Source organism: Pseudonocardia sulfidoxydans NBRC 16205, from assembly GCF_007989085.1.
Lineage (GTDB): Bacteria > Actinomycetota > Actinomycetes > Mycobacteriales > Pseudonocardiaceae > Pseudonocardia > Pseudonocardia sulfidoxydans.
Window position 1 is genome coordinate 1 of sequence record NZ_BJVJ01000058.1, and the last position, 15,712, is coordinate 15,712.

Below are 15,712 nucleotides of genomic sequence, written 5' to 3' on the forward strand. Positions count from 1 at the left end.
TGCTGCGCCGATCTCGACGTCAGGCCGGCCCGGGGGGCCGTCCGGACCGTTCTCCTGTCGAACTCGGCGTGGGAAAGAATCAGGTACGGGCGTCCGCGCCGACGGCCTCGCCCAGCGAGGAGAAACCGTCCTCGTGCAGAAGTCGCGCGAGCTCGCGGTGCAGCCGCACCGGCCAGCGGTGCCCCTTGTAGATGAACCCGGTGTAGCCCTGGACGAGGGAGGCACCGGCCCGGATGCGAGCGTAGGCGTCGGCGGCGGTCTCGATGCCGCCCACCGAGATGATCGTCAGCTTGCCCTCGAGGCGCTCCCGCAGACGTCGCACGACGGCGAGGCCCGGCGCGGACAGCGGACGACCTGACACGCCGCCGTTGCCGATCTGCTCCAGCACCCTCGGCGGCGTGACCAGTCCGGTGCGGGAGACGGTCGTGTTCGTCGCGACCACGCCGTCGAGGCCCAGCTCCGTGGCCATGTCGGCGACGGCGTCGATGTCCTCGGAGGCGAGGTCCGTCGTGATCTTCACGAGCAGCGGGACCCGCGTGTCCGGGCAGGTGCGGCGGATGGCTGTGTGCACCTCGGTGAGCAGCGGGTGCAGGACCGACACCTGCTGCATGTCGCGCAGGCCCGGAGTGTTCGGGGAGCTGACGTTGACGACCATGTAGTCGGCATACGGCGCGAGCAGCTCGGCGGACCGCACGTAGTCGGCGATCGCCTCGTCGGGCTCGGCTGCCTTGCTCTTGCCGATGTTGACTCCGATGATGGCCTTCTCGCCGCGGGCGTCGCGGTGCGCACGCAGGCGCGCGGCCACGGCGTCGGCACCGGAGTTGTTGAACCCCATGCGGTTCACGAGCGCGTTGTCGTCGGGCAGGCGGAACAGGCGCGGCTTGGGGTTGCCGGGCTGGGCGCGGGCGGTGACCGTCCCGATCTCGACGAAGCCGAACCCCAGGCGGGCCAGCGCGCGGGCGCCCTTCCCGTCCTTGTCGAAGCCCGCGGCGAGACCGAGGGGCGCGGGGAAGTCGATGCCCATGACCTCGGACCGCAGGACGGGGTCGGGCGTGCCCGACATCGCCGCCCACGCCGTGCCGAAGGGCGCGGGACCGGCCGCGGCGCGGATGAGCCCGAAGGCCGCGCGGTGCGCGGGTTCGGCAGGGATCCGGCGCAGCAGATGTCGGTACAGCGCGTCGTACATGGAGCCCATCTTGCTGGGCACCCCAGAGTGCACGCTGTCAGGGTGGGCTGAGGCCGCGACGCCACTCGTCCAGGACGCGCCGATCACGCTTCGTGGGGCGTCCGGCCCCGCGGTCCCGGTATGCCACCGGAACGGATTCGGACGGCGGCACGATCGGGGTGTTGTCGACATAACACGCTTCGGCGACAGGTGCCCCGACCCGCTTCTCGATGACCTGAACGACCTCGACGATGCGGGTGCGGTCGTTGACGCGGGCCCGGATGTGGTCGCCCACCTTCACGGGCGTGGCCGGTTTCGCGGGCTTGTCGTTGACCCTGACGTGGCCGCCACGGCAGGCGGCGGCCGCGTCGGACCGGGTCTTCGTCAGCCGCACGGACCACAGCCAGCGGTCGAGACGCGTCGACTCCATCGAACGATGATGCCCGATCAGTAGTGGGTCACGCCGCGTGCGCCGCCGCCTGCCGCGATGGCGTCGCCGGCGATCGCGACCGAGCGTGGCGAGCAGAGGAAGACGATGACGTCGGCGACCTCGGCCGCGGTGGCGAGCCGGCCGATGCGGGTGCCGGACTCGGCGCGGGCGCGCATCGTCGCCTCGTCGATCCCCTGCGCCTCGGCGCGGGACGCGATGAGCTCCTCGGTGCCGCGCGTGACGGTCATGCCCGGGTGCACGACGGACACGTTGACGCCCTTGGGCCCCAGCTCGTCGGCGAGCGCGGCGGACATGGCGGCGACGGCGATGTTGCGGACCGACCCCGGGATCGAGACCGACTGGCGGGCGTTGAGGCCCGAGACGTTGACGATCCGCCCCCAGCCGTTCGCGACCATCGACGGCGCGAGCGCCCGGGCGCACCGCAGGTAGCCCAGGAGCTTGGTCTCGAGCTCGATGCGGACGTCGTCGTCGGTCAGCTCGTCGAGACCACGCTGCGGGATGAGGCTGGCGGGGCGGGCCGCGGAGTTCACGAGGACGTCCACGCCGCCCAGCTCGGCGACGACGGTAGAGGCCATGGCGCGGACGGAGTCGTCGTCGGCGGTGTCGGCCTGCACGGCGAGGACGTGGGTGCCGTGGCGGCCGACCTGCTCGACGGCGGCGTCGAGGGGTTCCTTGCGGCGGGCGACGAGCGCGACGTCGGCACCCTCCTCGGCGAGCAGGTCGGCGACCGCGAGCCCGATGCCGCTGCTCCCACCCGTGACGACGGCCCGTTTCCCACGCAGCTGGAGGTCCAAGATCAGCTCCCCAGCGGGAGCTCGGTCTCCCAGCCCAGTGCGACGGTCAGGTCGACGCCGAAGCGTTCGACCATCTCCCCGGCGTCGGCGCGCATCGCCGCCCACTCGTCGGAACGGCTGCTCTCGGCCAGCGCCTCCGGCGAGTCGAACAGCATCTCGGCCACCCGGTGGAAGCCGGGCCGGCCGCCCTCGAGGCCGTCGGCGGTCCGCGTCAGCACGATCCGGCGCAGATGCGGCACCTTCGCCGCGGCAGGTGCGTGCACCGACTCGTAGTGGCGTTCGAACTCGTCGAGCTGCGCTGCGGGCGGGGCCGACCACGTCGCGATGAGCTTGTACATGACTCGCACACAACGTCGCGTCCGAACCGATGTCAAGCGGTCCTGTGGTTGCCCACGAGCGGGGACGTGGGTGATCGTGACGAGGTGCCGACCTCTCTGGGCGAGGGGCTGCGCGGTCTGGCCGCCGCGGCTCCCGATGCGCCCGCCGTGACCGATGACGACGTCACCGTGAGCCGCGCCGAGTTCGAGGACCGGACGAACCGGCTGGCGCGCGCATTCGCGGCGCGGGGCGTCGTCGACGGCTCGATGGTGGCCATCGCGGTGTCCAACGGCGTCCGGCACCTCGAGTGCTCGGTCGCGGCGTGGAAGCTCGGCGCGGTGCCGCTCCCGGTGTCGCACAAGCTGCCCGCGGGCGAGCTCGAGGCGATCGTCGCGCTCGCCGACGCCGCGCTCGTCGTCGGCGTCGACCCCGGCGACGGGCGGGCGTGGCTGCCCGCCGACCACGACCCCTCCGACGAGTCGGCCGAGCCACTGCCGCCGGTGATCGGGCCCTCGTGGAAGGCACCCACCTCCGGTGGCAGCACGGGCCGTCCGAAGATCATCGTCGCCGGGCAGGCGCCGACGATGGAGGCCGTCCTCGCGCGGGCGCCGACCTTGCGCATCGACCGCGACGGCGTCTTCCTCGTCACCGCGCCGCTGTACCACAACGCGCCCTTCATGTTCTCGCTCATGGCGCTGCTGCAGGGCCACCACGTCGTGATCATGAGGCGGTTCGACGCCGCGGAGACGCTGGACCTCGTCGGGCGGCACGGCGTCACGTGGCTCTACGTCGTCCCGACGATGATGGGGCGTCTGCTGCGACTGCCGGACAAGGAGCGCGCCGCGGCGGACCTGACGTCGATCAGGACGGTCCTGCACGTCGGCGCGCCGTGCCCCGAGCACGTCAAACGCGGTTTCCTCGACTGGTTCGGGCCGGAGCGGGTCATCGAGCTGTACGCGGGCTCGGAGTCGCAGGCCAGCGCGATGATCGACGGCGTCGACTGGCTCGCACACCCCGGATCCGTCGGGCAGGTGACCCGCGGGTCCATGAAGGTGTGCGGCGACGACGGGGTCGAGCTGCCCCCCGGCGAGGTCGGCGAGATCTGGATGCGCCCCGACGGCGACACCACCACCTACCACTACATCGGTGCCGAGGTCCGCGCCCGCGACGGCTGGGAGTCGTTGGGGGACATGGGCCACTTCGACGCGGACGGCTACCTCTACCTCGCCGACCGGCGCTCGGACATGATCCTCGTCGGCGGGGCGAACGTGTACCCGGCCGAGATCGAGGCTGCTCTGTCGGAGCACCCGGCGGTGCTGGGCAGCGCGGTGATCGGGCTGCCCGACGAGGACCTGGGCAACGCCGTGCACGCGATCGTGCAGCTCTCGGTGCCGCTCGCCGAGGTCGAGGACGACCTGCGCGCCCATCTGGCGACGCGGCTGGCCCGGCCCAAACTGCCGCGCACGTTCGAGCAGACCGACGAACAGCTGCGCGACGATACCGGCAAGATCCGGCGCAGCGCCCTGCGCGCCGCACGGACAGGGTGCGCCACGGGCGCGGTCCCGCCACGATGAGGCCATGACCGACCTCCCCGCTCTGCTCGACCGGCTGCGCACGCTGCAGGTGTCGTCGGTGTGCGACGCCGACAAGACGCTGGGCGCGGTCGATCCCGCCATCCACACCCTCGTCCCCGGGACCCGGCTCGCGGGCCCGGCGACGACCGTCGTCGCACACGACGACCACCTCGGACTGCTCGTCGCGATCCGCGAGGCACCGGCCGGGTCGGTGCTGGTCGTCGCCACCGAGGGCGGGCGCAGAGCTGTCTCCGGCGAGCTGTTCGCCACCGAGGCGAAGCGGTGCGGGCTGGCCGGGATCGTCGTCGACGGGTACTGCCGCGACCGCGCCGGCATCGCCGAGGTCGGGCTGCCCGTCTACGCGCGCGGGTCGACGCCGATGGCGGGCACGACCGTGAACCCGGGTCGCCACGGTGAAGCCGTGCAGATCGGTGGGGTCACCGTCTCACCCGGGGACCTGGTCGTCGGCGACGACGACGGGCTCGTCGTGGGGACGGTCGACCAGTTCGCCGCGGCCGTCCCCGGCGCCGAGGAGGTCGAGCGGGCCGAGGCCGCCCTGCTGGCCGGGATGGCCGAGGGCCGCGACCTTCCCGGCATGACCACCCTCGTCGAGCACCTGGCAGCGCTGGCCGACGGAAAACGGAGCGCGCTGCGCTTCACCCCCTGAGTTGTCCACAACGGGATCCACCTGTGGACAACTCTGTGGACTCAGTCCCGTAAGGGCAGGACAGCGGCGATCCTGGGGTCGTGACGCAGCTCCTCCACCGACACCCCGAGCGGCAGCCGCCAGTTCGGATACTCGTCCACCGTGCCCGGCAGGTTCGGCTGCCTGACCTCACCCACGAGGTCGTAGGGGGCGACGAGCGCGAGCCGGCACCTGCTGCGCCCCAACATCCGGTGCATCGCCACGACGACCGCGTCCTCCGGAGCGTCGGCGGAGTCGAGCAGGCCCTCCGCCACCAGCAGCGCCACCAGCTCCGCGCGCTCGGCCGCGGCACGCGCCTCCTCGGCGGGAACGTCGTCGAGCAGACCCAGCTCCGCGCGGGCCCGGACGTGCTCACCGCGCAGGAAGCCAGGGGCCGTCGGCAGATCGTGCGTCGAGATCGTCGCGACGGCCTGCTCCGCCCACCGGCCCGGCGGCAGCAGCGGCATCCCCGGCGCGTCCTCGTCGCGGACGAACCACATCACCGTGGAGCCCAGCATGTTCCGCTCCTGCAACGCCTCCGTCACCTCGGGCTCGACCGTCCCCAGATCCTCCCCGACGACGATCGCGCCCGCCCGGTGCGCCTCCAGCGTCAGCACCGCGAGCATCGCATCCGCGTCGTAGTGCACGTAGGTGCCGCGGTCCGGGCCCTCGCCCGGCGGCACCCACCACAGCCGGAACAGCCCGGCGACGTGGTCGATCCGCAGACCGTCGGCATGAGAGAGCAAGGAGCGCAACAGATCCCGGTACGCGGCGTATCCCGTCGCGTCCAGCCGGTCGGGCCGCCACGGCGGCAGACCCCACGCCTGGCCGCGCTGGTTGAACGCATCCGGCGGCGCCCCGACACTCACCCCGAGCGCCAGCACGTCCTGCAACGCCCACGCGTCCGCGCCCTCCGGGTCGCAGCCGACCGCCAGGTCCCCGATCAGCCCGATCCGCATGCCCGCGTCCCGGGCCGCCGCACGTGCCGCCCCCAGCTGCGCCTGCGTCTGCTGCTGCACCCACGCGTGGAACGCCACCCGCGGCGCCAGCTCGCGCCGGGCCGTCGCGACCTCGGCCGACCGCGGATCACGCAACCCGGTGGGCCACAACGACCAGCGGGCGCCCCAACGCTCGGCCAGCGCGCAGTACGTCGCGAACTCCCACAGGTCCTCGCCCGCGTCGCGTGGCTCCGGACGGCCCGCCGCGCGCCACAGCAGCTCCAGCGCGGCACGCTTCGCCGCCCACACCCGGTCGTGCGCGATGCGGTCGCCGACCGTCTCCGGGCGCAACGCGTCGACCTCGGCACGGGTCACGGCGTCGGCGGCCGCGTAGGCGTCGAGATCGGCGACGCGCAACGCCAGCGGTGTGACGAACCGGCGGCTCGACGGCGTGTACGGCGACGGCTGCACCGGCGGCACAGGAGTGATCGCGTGCAACGGGTTCAGCAGGATCGCGTCGGCGCCGTGGGCATCGCCCGTCCAGCCGGCGAACTCCCGCAGGTCGCCCAGGTCGCCGATCCCCCACGACGAGCCCGAGTGCAGCGCGTACAGCTGCAGCATCCAGCCCCACGTCCGCGGCGGCTCCGGCAGCGCGGGCGGAGCGACGACGACTGTCGCCGTCCGCCCGCCCAGGTCCAGCGCGTGGTAGCCCGGCGGCAGCCCGGCCGGCAGCTCGCCGTCGACCTCGACGACGTCGCCGTCCTCCGTGGTCAGGGTCCCCGCGCCCGGCACCGGGCGGGCCCGGTCGGTGCGCAGCGCGATCGTCCCCGGCAGCCGGTCCGGCGCGGGTGCCGTCGCCAGGGCGGCCCGACGCGCCTGCGGGGTCGTCGCGTCGACGTCGAGCAGGCCCAGTACCCGGACCACGACCTCGGGATCGACCACCACCTCCCGGCGGTCGCCGTCACGATAGGAGGTGGCGACGCCGTGCGCGGCAGCGAGCGCCGTCAGGTCGTCGTCGGGACGGAACACGGCGGGTCCTCCTCGGTCCACGACACCACCCCCACGGGCGGCGCAGGCGACGATCGTCGCCGAGGGCATCCGTACCCACCGTGGGGGGTCGGCATTCGGACGCGCCCGACCGCGTGGTCCTGCCCCCGTAACGGTGCGGCGCAGCGGAAACGGGCGCTTCGCGGTGCTACGGTCGCCGCTTCGGATGGGCGATGTGGACCGATCTGGCGGGAGAGAATTTTTCGATGACCGAGATCGGGTTGATCCTGCTGGGCGTGATCGTCGTCGGCGGACTGCTCGCGTTCTTCCTGTTGCGCACCAAGCGAGGTGGCGAGACACAGACCGGGCCGAGAACCGTCGCGGACCTCGTGCGGCTCAAGGCCGAGGAGTCGGGAGCCGTGAGCGCGACTCCCGCCGCGCCGCCGCCGCCCTCCGCCCCGAAGGACGACGTGGTCGGTACCGAAGGATCGGCGTCTCCGGCTGGATCCGCGTCCGAGCCCGCTGCCGCCGCGCAGCCGTCCGATCCCACGCCGTCCGAGTCACCTGCGGCCACGACGTCCGGCCCTGCCGACTCCGCCCCCGCCGCCGGGAGCACTGCCGCGACCGGGGCGGGTGCGGCTGTCGCCGCCGGCGGTGTCGCCGTCGCAGGCGCGGCAGCGGCCGCGGGTCGCGGTGCTGCCGCCTCGCCCGCCGCCGCCTCGCCCGCTGCCCTTCCCGCCGCCACGGCCTCTCCCGCCGCTGCTGCTGCGGGCCCGTCGCTCGGTTTGCCGCAGCCCCGCCCGCGCACGCCCGAGGCCGAGGCGCCCGCAGCTCCGTCAGCGCCGGCCGCGGTCGCGGCGGAGCCCGAGCTGGAGCCCGAGGCCGCCCCCGCCGGCCCGGTCGACCGTGGCGACGTCAGCCCGCCGTGGGACCGCATCCCCGACGGCTCCCTGGTCCTGCCCGCGGCAGGGCCGGTCGAGTCCACACCGTCGAACGACCAGCCCGACTGGCGCTGGCTCGCACCCGTCGGGGACCGCCGCCCCGCCGCTCGCACCACGCCGACCGCGCCCCCGGCTCCCGCGGGCCCCACAGCCACCGGCACGACGGCACGCCACGCCGCGGGCCGCGGCCGGCCGCCGGCGGTGCCCGGATCGGCCGGGGCGTCCGCCGCGGGAACGCCCGACCTCCCGGCGCCGCGCCCGGTCACGCGGACGGTGCGCCTGACCGACCCCGTGCCCGACGCCGCCCCCGGGTCCGGGGATCAGGAGCCCGCCGCGGCGACGCCGGCCACCGAGGCCCCGTCGCCGACCGCCCTGTCGCCGACCGCCCCGTCGCCGAAGACCCCGTCCACCGACGGCCCGGCTCCTGCCTCGACCGGGGCGTCCGCCCCGATCGGTGGCGCCGGCCGCGCGACCGCCTGGTTCGAGCCGACGCGCCCCGCCGACGACGCCATCGCCCCGCAGGCTGGGTCGAGCGTGGAGAAGGCACCCGACGAGCCGTCCTCGAAGGCCCCGTCGGTCGCGGCGATCGTCGCGGGTGCCGCTGCGGCGGCGGGCGGGGTCGTGGTGGGACTCCGACCCCGGTCCGAGGATCGAGCGACGACGCCGGATCCGGACAAGGCCCTGCCCGCGGAGGCCGAGCCCGCGGAGGCCGTGCCCGCGAAGGCCGAGCCCGCCAAGGCCGAGCCCGCGGAGGCCGCGCCCGCCAAGGCCGAGCCCGCGGAGGCCGACGCCGCCACGCCGCAGGAGCCCGCGAAGCCGGCCGAGCAGGACAAGGTCGAGCCGGACAAGGCCGAGCCGAAGCAGGCCGAGCCGAAGCAGGCCGAGCCGGAGAGGGCCGAGGCTGCTGCGCCCGGGTCGGCCGTGGAGGTCGGGACCGGCCGGGACACGACCGCGCCGGTCGTCGCGACCGGGGCGTCGATCGCGAGCCTCGTGACCCGCCGGGCCGGATCCCGACCCGACAGCGCATCCCCCGAGGCTCCCGAGACCCCCGAGGTCGCGGCCGTTGCGGCCGGTACAGATGCAGATGCCCTCGCCGGGTTCTCCGACTGGGCCGACATCGACGACTCGGAGAACGACGAGAGCGTCGAACGCCCGGTGGCCAAGGACCCCACCCCGGCGTTCGGACTGGCCGCGGTGACCCCGGCGCCCGCGCCGACCACCGAGCCCACCGATCCCACTGGTACCACGGCGCCGACCGAGCCTGCGTCGGCCTCGACTCCGGAGCCCGCACCCGTGGCGGCGTCAGCGGGCTGGGACGACGGGTCCGTGCGGTTCCGCGTCGTCGGCCGCGACGGCGAGGCACTGACGGGTGCCACGGTGCGGCTGCTCGACGGTCGCGGCCAGGGCCTCGCGGAGGCCACCGCGGGTGACGACGGCCGCGGCGCCCTCACCGGCCCGAGCGACGGGGACGCCGACGGCTTCGTCGTCGTCGCCTCGGCTGCGGGACACCAGCCCACGGTCACGACGATCTCGGGCGAGGCGTCGGGCGAGGAGATCGCGCTCGTGCTGGCGACGTCGTCGGCGGTGGCGGGCCGGGTCCGCGACGCGTCGGGTCGTCCCGTCGGCGGGGCGTCGGTCTCGCTGATCGAGGAGGGCGAGGTCGTCGACTCCACGCGCACGGCGGCGACCGGCGACTACCGCATCGACGACCTCCCGAGCGGCGAGTACACGATTGCGGTGACGGCACCGCGCCACGACCCGGTGGCGGCGCAGGTCAAGGTCGAGCCGGGCGCGACGGCGACGCACGACGTCGTCCTCGACCCGGTCAGCGCGACACTGGGCGGCTGAGCGGGATGGCCGGGGAGCGGCACGTCGAGGGCAGGCTCGTGGGCGCCCGCGGCGTCGAGCTGTTCTGGCAGGGCACCGAACCCGCCGAGCCGACCGGCGTCGTCCTGGTGTCGCACGGGCTGGGCGAGCACGGCGGCCGCTACGGCAACGTCGTCGACACGTTGGTCCCCGACGGGTGGGCGGTGTACGCGCTCGACCACCGTGGCCACGGGCGCTCGAACGGCCGCCGGGCGCACCTCGACGACTACATGGACTGGCTGTCGGACTTCGACCTTTTCCGCCGCACCGTCACGGCGCGGCACCCGGACCTGCCGGTGTTCGTCCTCGGCCACAGCATGGGCGGGCAGATCGCGCTCGCCTACGCCTTGGAGCACCAGGACGTGCTGCGCGGCGCGGTGCTGTCGGCGCCGGCGCTGGCGAGCCCGGCCGCGCCGAAGCCGCTGGTCCTGGTGCTGACCCAGGTGGCCAAGGTGCTGCCGACGATCCGGCCGACCGGCATCGACGTCACGAAGATCAGCAAGGACCCGGCGGTGGTGGCCGCCTACCGGGCCGACCCGCTCAACCACCACGGCAACCCGACGCTGGGGCTGGCGTCGCGGCTCGTCGGACAGTTCTCGACGCTGCCGGAGCGGTCGCGGGCGTTGCGGCTGCCGGTCCTGATCCAGCACGGGACGGCCGACGAGCTGACAGATCCGGCGGGGACGCGGCTGCTGGAGTCGCTCAACGGGTCACCGGATGCGACGGTCCGCTGGTACGACGGGCTGTGGCACGAGATCTACAACGAGCCCGAGCGCGAGCAGCCGCTGGCCGACCTGCGGGAATGGCTGGCCGCGCACCGCTGACCCGGGTCCGGCTCAGGCCGACGCCTCGTGCGAGGCGGGGTCCATCTCGAACGACAGGTGCTCGATCCCGACGGTCAGCAGCGGCCGGCGCGTGAGCCGCAGGGCGCGGAGGTCGTCGGTGAGCGGGTGCGGGCTGTGCGCGACGAGGCGGGCGGCCGTGCCGAGGCCGATCCGCAGCCCTCGCGCCCGGCCGCGGACCGGGGAGCGTAGGACGGCGCCGTCGCGTGCGGCGAGCGCGGTCAACCGGGCCGGGACCGAGACGGGCAGGCGAGCCGGCGGCGTCCGCAGTTCCACGTCGAGAACGGTCCGGCCGGCGACGCCCCACCGGCTCGTCGCGCCGCGCGGCCCGACGTCCAGTGAAGCCTCGGCGAGCCACTTGGGCAGACCCCACAGCTGCCGTCCGGCCGCCATCGTGAACGGCGCGGTGACGGGCAGCTGCAGCAGGTGCGCGCCGAGCCGGCCCCGGTGGCGGACGGGCACGGCGAGACCGAGCTCGTCGTAGACGCCGAGGTCGTTGACCCGGTACCGCAGCAGCGCCAGCACGGCGAGTGTGCGCCCGGCGACGGCGGCGACGTCGAAACCGGTGCCGCGCAGCAGGGGGCGAACGTCGGCGGCGCGGACGACCCAGCACCCGGCCACCGCGGTCGCGTCGGCGATCCGCACCGGGAACGTCAGTGTCCGGCCCTCGACGATCACGTTCATGCACCTGGTCTACCCGGGTGGGCGGGGTGCCGGAACCCGGTGGTCGGGACGGCGGCGGCCCGGTGGGGCCACCGGGGAATGCCGGGAGAGTGCGGAGATGGCACGCTGTGACTCTGCGAGTCGTCGTCGGGGGCAGGGAGGTGCCGGTGATCGACCCGACCGGCAGGCCTGCCGACGTCGCGTCGCTGCACGCGTCGACCGACTGGGAGGCCTCCGCCCTGGGCCCCGAGTCCGGGTGGTCCGCGGCGCTGACGCAGACGCTGGGGACGATCGCGTCGTCGCCGCAGCCGTTGGTGGTGTGCTGGGGTCCCGAGCTGGTCGTGTTCTACAACGACGCGATGGTCGACGGCCTGGGCGACCTGCATCCCGACGCGTACGGACGTCCCGCCGACGAGGTGGGCGACGGCGTCTGGCGACGGTTCGGCCCGACGCTGCGCGGCGTGCTGGAGACGGGGGAGCCGCGGGAACGCCGCGACGACGTCATCATGATCCGGCGCGGCGGCAGCGAGGAGGAGAGCCTGCGCGACCACGCCTACAGTCCCGTCAGGGAGCTCGACGGCAGCGTCGCGGGCGTCCTCGTCGTGGTGCGGGAGGCGGGTCGCTCGGTGCGGCTCGCCGCCGCACCGGAGCCGCTCCCGGGCAGCCGGGAGCGGGTGCTGGTCGTGGAGAGCGACCCCGCGACGCGCGACCACCTGCTGCGGCTGCTGGCCGAACGCTGGACGGTGCAGGCGGTCGCCGACGCCGGGCAGGCGCTGGAGGCGGCGCTGTCGGAGCTGCCGGACCTGGTGGTGGCCAACGTCGCGCTCCCGGGCACCGGTGGCATCGGCCTGCTGCGTGCCCTGCGTACCGACGCCCGGACCGCGGGCCTGCCCGTCGTCATGCTGTCGGAGCAGACCGGCGAGGAGGCGGCGGTCTCGGGCCTCGCGGCCGGTGCCGACGACTACCTGGTCACGCCGTTCTCGCCGCGCGAGCTGCTCGCGCGGGTCGCGAACCATCTGCACCTGGGGCGCACCAGGCGGGCCGCCGAGCTGCAGTTCCGCGCCACGGCCGACGCCACGCCCGCGCTGATCTGGGTCGACGACGTCGGCGGGCACCGCGTGTTCGTCAACCGTGGCTGGCTGGACTTCACCGGTGTGTCGGACCCGGTGAGCGAGCTGGCCGACTGGCGTGAGCGGATCCACCCGGAGGACCGGGCCCGGCACCGTGCCGTGACGGCGGCCGCGGTCGCGGCGGAGGCGCCGTTCGAGGTGGAGTTCCGGTTGCGGCACCGCGACGGCGGCTACCGCTGGGTGCTCGACCGCGGCGCGCCGATCGGGGCCGGCGATCGTGCGGCAGGTTACGTCGGCGGCTGCCTGGACATCGACGAGCGGCACCGCGAGCAGCGTCGGCACCGGTTGTACGCGGCCCTGGGCGACACGCTCGACGCCGAGCTGACCGCGACCGGCCGGCTCGCCGCCCTCGCCCGGTTCGCCGTCGCCGAGGGCCTCGCCGACGTGGCCAGGGTGCACGAGGGCGCGAGCGACGACACGCTCGTCGTCAGTGCGGTGGCCGCGAACGAGGTCGCGCACGAGTCGATGCTGCGCGACCTGGTCAGCTCCCCGACGATGCGCCGCGAGACCCTCGCGTCCGGTGCGGCCCGGCTGCTCGACCCGGCCGAGCTCTTCGTCGACGACGGCATCGACCCGTTGTGGCGCAGGATGGGCATGCACTCCGTCGTCGCCGTCCGGCTGACGGCGCGCGGCGGCATGCTCGGCCTGTTCGGTGCCGGCCGCTGCCACCGCTCGCCCGCGTTCACCGACGACGACCGCGAGGTGTTCACCGAGATCGGACGCCGGGCGGGCGTCGCGATCGACAACGCGCGGCTGCTGGAGCTCGAACGTGCGTCCGCGCAGCGGCTGGGGCTGCTGCACCGGGCGACGGCGGAGATGTCGGCCGCCGCCACCCCCGGCGAGGTCGCGGCGATCGCGGCCCGGCACATGGAGATGCTGCTCGGGGCGCCCGTCGTCGGGGTGTGGGAGCTGCGCGACGGCCGGCTCGAGGCACTGACCCGCACCGGCTGGGGGCTGTCGGCGCAGCGGGCGTGGTCGTCGGTGGCGCTGTCGGCGTCGGACGCGGCGACGAACGTCGTCGAGTCGGGACGCCCCGTCTGGCTGTCCAGCCCGGCGGAGGTCGAGGCCCGCTGGCCGCAGCTGGTCGAGGGCCGGCCCGACGGGTTGGGCGCGGTCGGGCTGCTGCCGTTGGCCGTCGGGCAGCGCAGCGTCGGTGTGATGGCGGTGGGGTTCCGCGAACCGCGGACGTTCTCGGTGAGCGACCGCGAGGCCGCGACGGCCGTCGCCGAGCTCGCCGCGCAGGCTCTGGACCGCTCGTCGCTGCTGGTGGCCGAGACCGAGGGGCGGCGCGTCGCCGAGCGGCTCGCGGGCGTCGCCACGGCGTTGGCCCGCGCGACCGACCTGCAGTCGGTGGCCGACGTGATCGTCGACCACGGGCTGTCGGCGTTGCAGGCGGAGGCGGTCGTCGTCTGCCTGACCGACGAGTCCGGCGCCCTCCACTCGGTCAGCGAGCAGGGCTGGTCGGGCCCGGAGGGCGACGTCCTGCTCCCGACGGCCGAGCACCCGCTCGCGGCGGCCGTGCGGTCGGGGGACCCGATCTGGTCGGTCGACCCCGCCGACGGGCCGTGGCCCGCGCACACCGCACTCCCCCTGCTCGTCGGCGGCCGCACGATCGGCGTCCTCGGCTTCCGCTTCGCGACGCGACCACAGTTCACCCCGGAACGGCGCAGCTTCGTCCTGACCCTCGGCGGCCAGTGCGCCCAGGCCGTCATGCGGGCGCGGCTGCACCAGGCCGAGCACGAGGTCGCGGTCACCCTGCAGCGCAGCCTGCTGCCCCAGACCCTCCCGAAGACCGAACGTCTGGCCATGGCCACGCGCTACCAGCCGGGGACCGAGGGCACGGAGGCCGGTGGTGACTGGTTCGATGTTCTCGACCTCGGCGACCAGCGGTTCGCGCTGGTGGTCGGCGACGTCGTCGGGCGCGGCCCGTCGGCGGCCGCGGTCATGGGGCAGCTGCGCAGCGCGCTCGCCGCGAACCTCGTCAACGGCCAGTCGCCCGCCGACGCACTCGAACAGCTCGACCTGTTCGCCCGCCGGGTCGCGGGGGCCCTGGCCAGCACCGTCGTCTGCGCCGTGATCGACTGCGGCACAGGCGACCTCCGCTACGCCTGCGCCGGGCACCCGCCACCGCTCGTCTCCGGCCCCGACGGTGTCCGGCTGCTCGACGAGGGCCGCGGCACCCCACTCGGCGTCTTCGGCAGGCCCCCGTTCGTCGAGGCCGACGGGCGGCTCGAACCCGGCGAGACGATCCTGCTGTGCTCCGACGGCCTGTTCGAACGCCGCACCGAGGTGATCGACGAAGGCATGGGCCGACTCGTCTCCGTCTTCGGCGACCTCGCGGGCACCCGGCCCGAGCCGAGCGCCGACGCGCTGCTCGAGCGGATGTCGGAGGGGAGCGCGGTCCCCGACGACACCGCCCTCGTCCTCGCCCGGCTGCTACCCGCGCCGCTGCGGCTCGAGCTGGCCGCCGAGCCCAAGGAGCTGTCCGGGCTCCGTCGCGTCGTCGCCCGCTGGTGCGCCGAGGCAGGTGTCGACGCCGACGCCGTCACCGACCTGCAGCTCGCCCTCGGCGAGGCGGCCACCAACGCCGTCGAGCACGCGTACCCGGCCGGGACCGACGGGCTCGTCGAGGTCGACCTCGACCTGCTGCCCGACACGACCGTCGCCGTCCGGGTCACCGACCACGGCACGTGGCGCCCCCCGCCCGCCGACCCCGGCTACCGAGGCCGCGGGCTCGTCCTGATCCGGGAGCTGGCCACCGACGTCGAGGTCGTCGCCGGCGACGCCGGCACCGCCGTCTCCTTCCGGATGCCGCCCGTCCCCGTCGCCGTCTCCGAGCCGTCGGAGACGCGTCGGGCCTGGTCGCCGCGGGTGCAGGAGTCGCGAACCCTGCCGCCGGCAGCAGCGGGCGCCGGTGTGCGCCGCGTCGTCGTCATCGGGGATCTCGACCTCGCCGGCGTCCAGGAGGTCCGCGCCGGGCTGCTCGACCGCGGCTCCGCCGGCACATCGCTCGTACTGACCCTGCCCGGTGACTGCTACGTCAGCAGCGCCGGCGTCGCCCTGCTGACCGAGCTCGCCGAGCAGGCGGGTGCGACGGGGGCCGCGCTGACCGTCGTCACCCCGCCCGCGAGCGCGGCCCGGCGCATCCTGCATCTCGCCGCCCTCGACACCGTCATCGCGATCGCCGACGCCTGACCGTCCTGTCGGACATTTCCCACCGTTCGGCCGTATCCCGCTCCCGGGAGCTGGGACGAGGTGGCTCGCGAGGCGGCTGCTGTGCTCAACTGTGGCCATGGCTCCCGCTGCGCACCTCGGCCCCATCTGGGGCACGCGGCGGGCCGACCACTTCGACCAGTGC

General features: G+C 74.9%; 11 protein-coding genes. 5 read left to right on the forward strand and 6 right to left on the reverse strand.

Features of this window, described 5'->3' with window-relative positions; all coding sequences use genetic code 11:
- Window positions 1-79: 79 nt before the first annotated feature.
- Genes PSU4_RS22630 through PSU4_RS22645 form a run of 4 tightly spaced genes read right to left on the reverse strand, consistent with a single transcriptional unit; the run spans window position 80 to window position 2,748 of the window.
- On the reverse strand, window positions 80-1,219 hold the full coding sequence (locus tag PSU4_RS22630; RefSeq protein ID WP_246115281.1) for a quinone-dependent dihydroorotate dehydrogenase: 1,140 nt from the start codon (window positions 1,217-1,219) through the stop codon (window positions 80-82).
- 4 nt (window positions 1,220-1,223) lie between these two features.
- Complete coding sequence (locus PSU4_RS22635) at window positions 1,224-1,595, reverse strand: RNA-binding S4 domain-containing protein (protein ID WP_147112046.1); 372 nt, start codon at window positions 1,593-1,595, stop codon at window positions 1,224-1,226.
- Window positions 1,596-1,612: 17 nt separating this feature from the next.
- Entirely contained in the window at window positions 1,613-2,410 is a 798-nt protein-coding gene (locus tag PSU4_RS22640; protein WP_147112049.1) for an SDR family NAD(P)-dependent oxidoreductase, read from the reverse strand.
- 2 nt (window positions 2,411-2,412) lie between these two features.
- Complete coding sequence (locus tag PSU4_RS22645) at window positions 2,413-2,748, reverse strand: EthD family reductase (RefSeq protein ID WP_147112052.1); 336 nt, start codon at window positions 2,746-2,748, stop codon at window positions 2,413-2,415.
- A gap of 84 nt (window positions 2,749-2,832) precedes the next feature.
- On the opposite strand from PSU4_RS22645, the gene PSU4_RS22650 reads away from it, so the two are divergent.
- Window positions 2,833-4,302 carry an AMP-binding protein gene (locus tag PSU4_RS22650; RefSeq protein WP_246115282.1) on the forward strand — a complete coding sequence of 490 codons (1,470 nt, stop codon included), beginning with the start codon at window positions 2,833-2,835 and terminating at the stop codon, window positions 4,300-4,302.
- 4 nt (window positions 4,303-4,306) lie between these two features.
- A complete protein-coding gene (locus PSU4_RS22655) occupies window positions 4,307-4,969 on the forward strand; it encodes an RraA family protein (RefSeq protein WP_147112058.1) in 663 nt (220 codons plus the stop codon).
- Between the two features lie 41 nt (window positions 4,970-5,010).
- On the opposite strand, the gene malQ is transcribed toward PSU4_RS22655, so the two are convergent.
- A complete protein-coding gene (gene malQ, locus PSU4_RS22660) occupies window positions 5,011-6,954 on the reverse strand; it encodes a 4-alpha-glucanotransferase (protein ID WP_246115283.1) in 1,944 nt (647 codons plus the stop codon).
- A gap of 224 nt (window positions 6,955-7,178) precedes the next feature.
- On the opposite strand from malQ, the gene PSU4_RS22665 reads away from it, so the two are divergent.
- Together PSU4_RS22665 and PSU4_RS22670 are read left to right on the forward strand one after the other, a co-directional pair.
- Entirely contained in the window at window positions 7,179-9,701 is a 2,523-nt protein-coding gene (locus tag PSU4_RS22665; RefSeq protein ID WP_147112064.1) for a carboxypeptidase-like regulatory domain-containing protein, read from the forward strand.
- Window positions 9,702-9,706: 5 nt separating this feature from the next.
- Entirely contained in the window at window positions 9,707-10,543 is an 837-nt protein-coding gene (locus PSU4_RS22670) for an alpha/beta hydrolase (RefSeq protein WP_246115284.1), read from the forward strand.
- 12 nt (window positions 10,544-10,555) lie between these two features.
- On the opposite strand, the gene PSU4_RS22675 is transcribed toward PSU4_RS22670, so the two are convergent.
- Window positions 10,556-11,245 carry an acetoacetate decarboxylase family protein gene (locus PSU4_RS22675; protein ID WP_147112070.1) on the reverse strand — a complete coding sequence of 230 codons (690 nt, stop codon included), beginning with the start codon at window positions 11,243-11,245 and terminating at the stop codon, window positions 10,556-10,558.
- A gap of 146 nt (window positions 11,246-11,391) precedes the next feature.
- Between PSU4_RS22675 and PSU4_RS22680 the strand changes: the two genes are divergently transcribed.
- On the forward strand, window positions 11,392-15,549 hold the full coding sequence (locus PSU4_RS22680; protein WP_147112072.1) for a SpoIIE family protein phosphatase: 4,158 nt from the start codon (window positions 11,392-11,394) through the stop codon (window positions 15,547-15,549).
- Window positions 15,550-15,712: the final 163 nt, after the last annotated feature.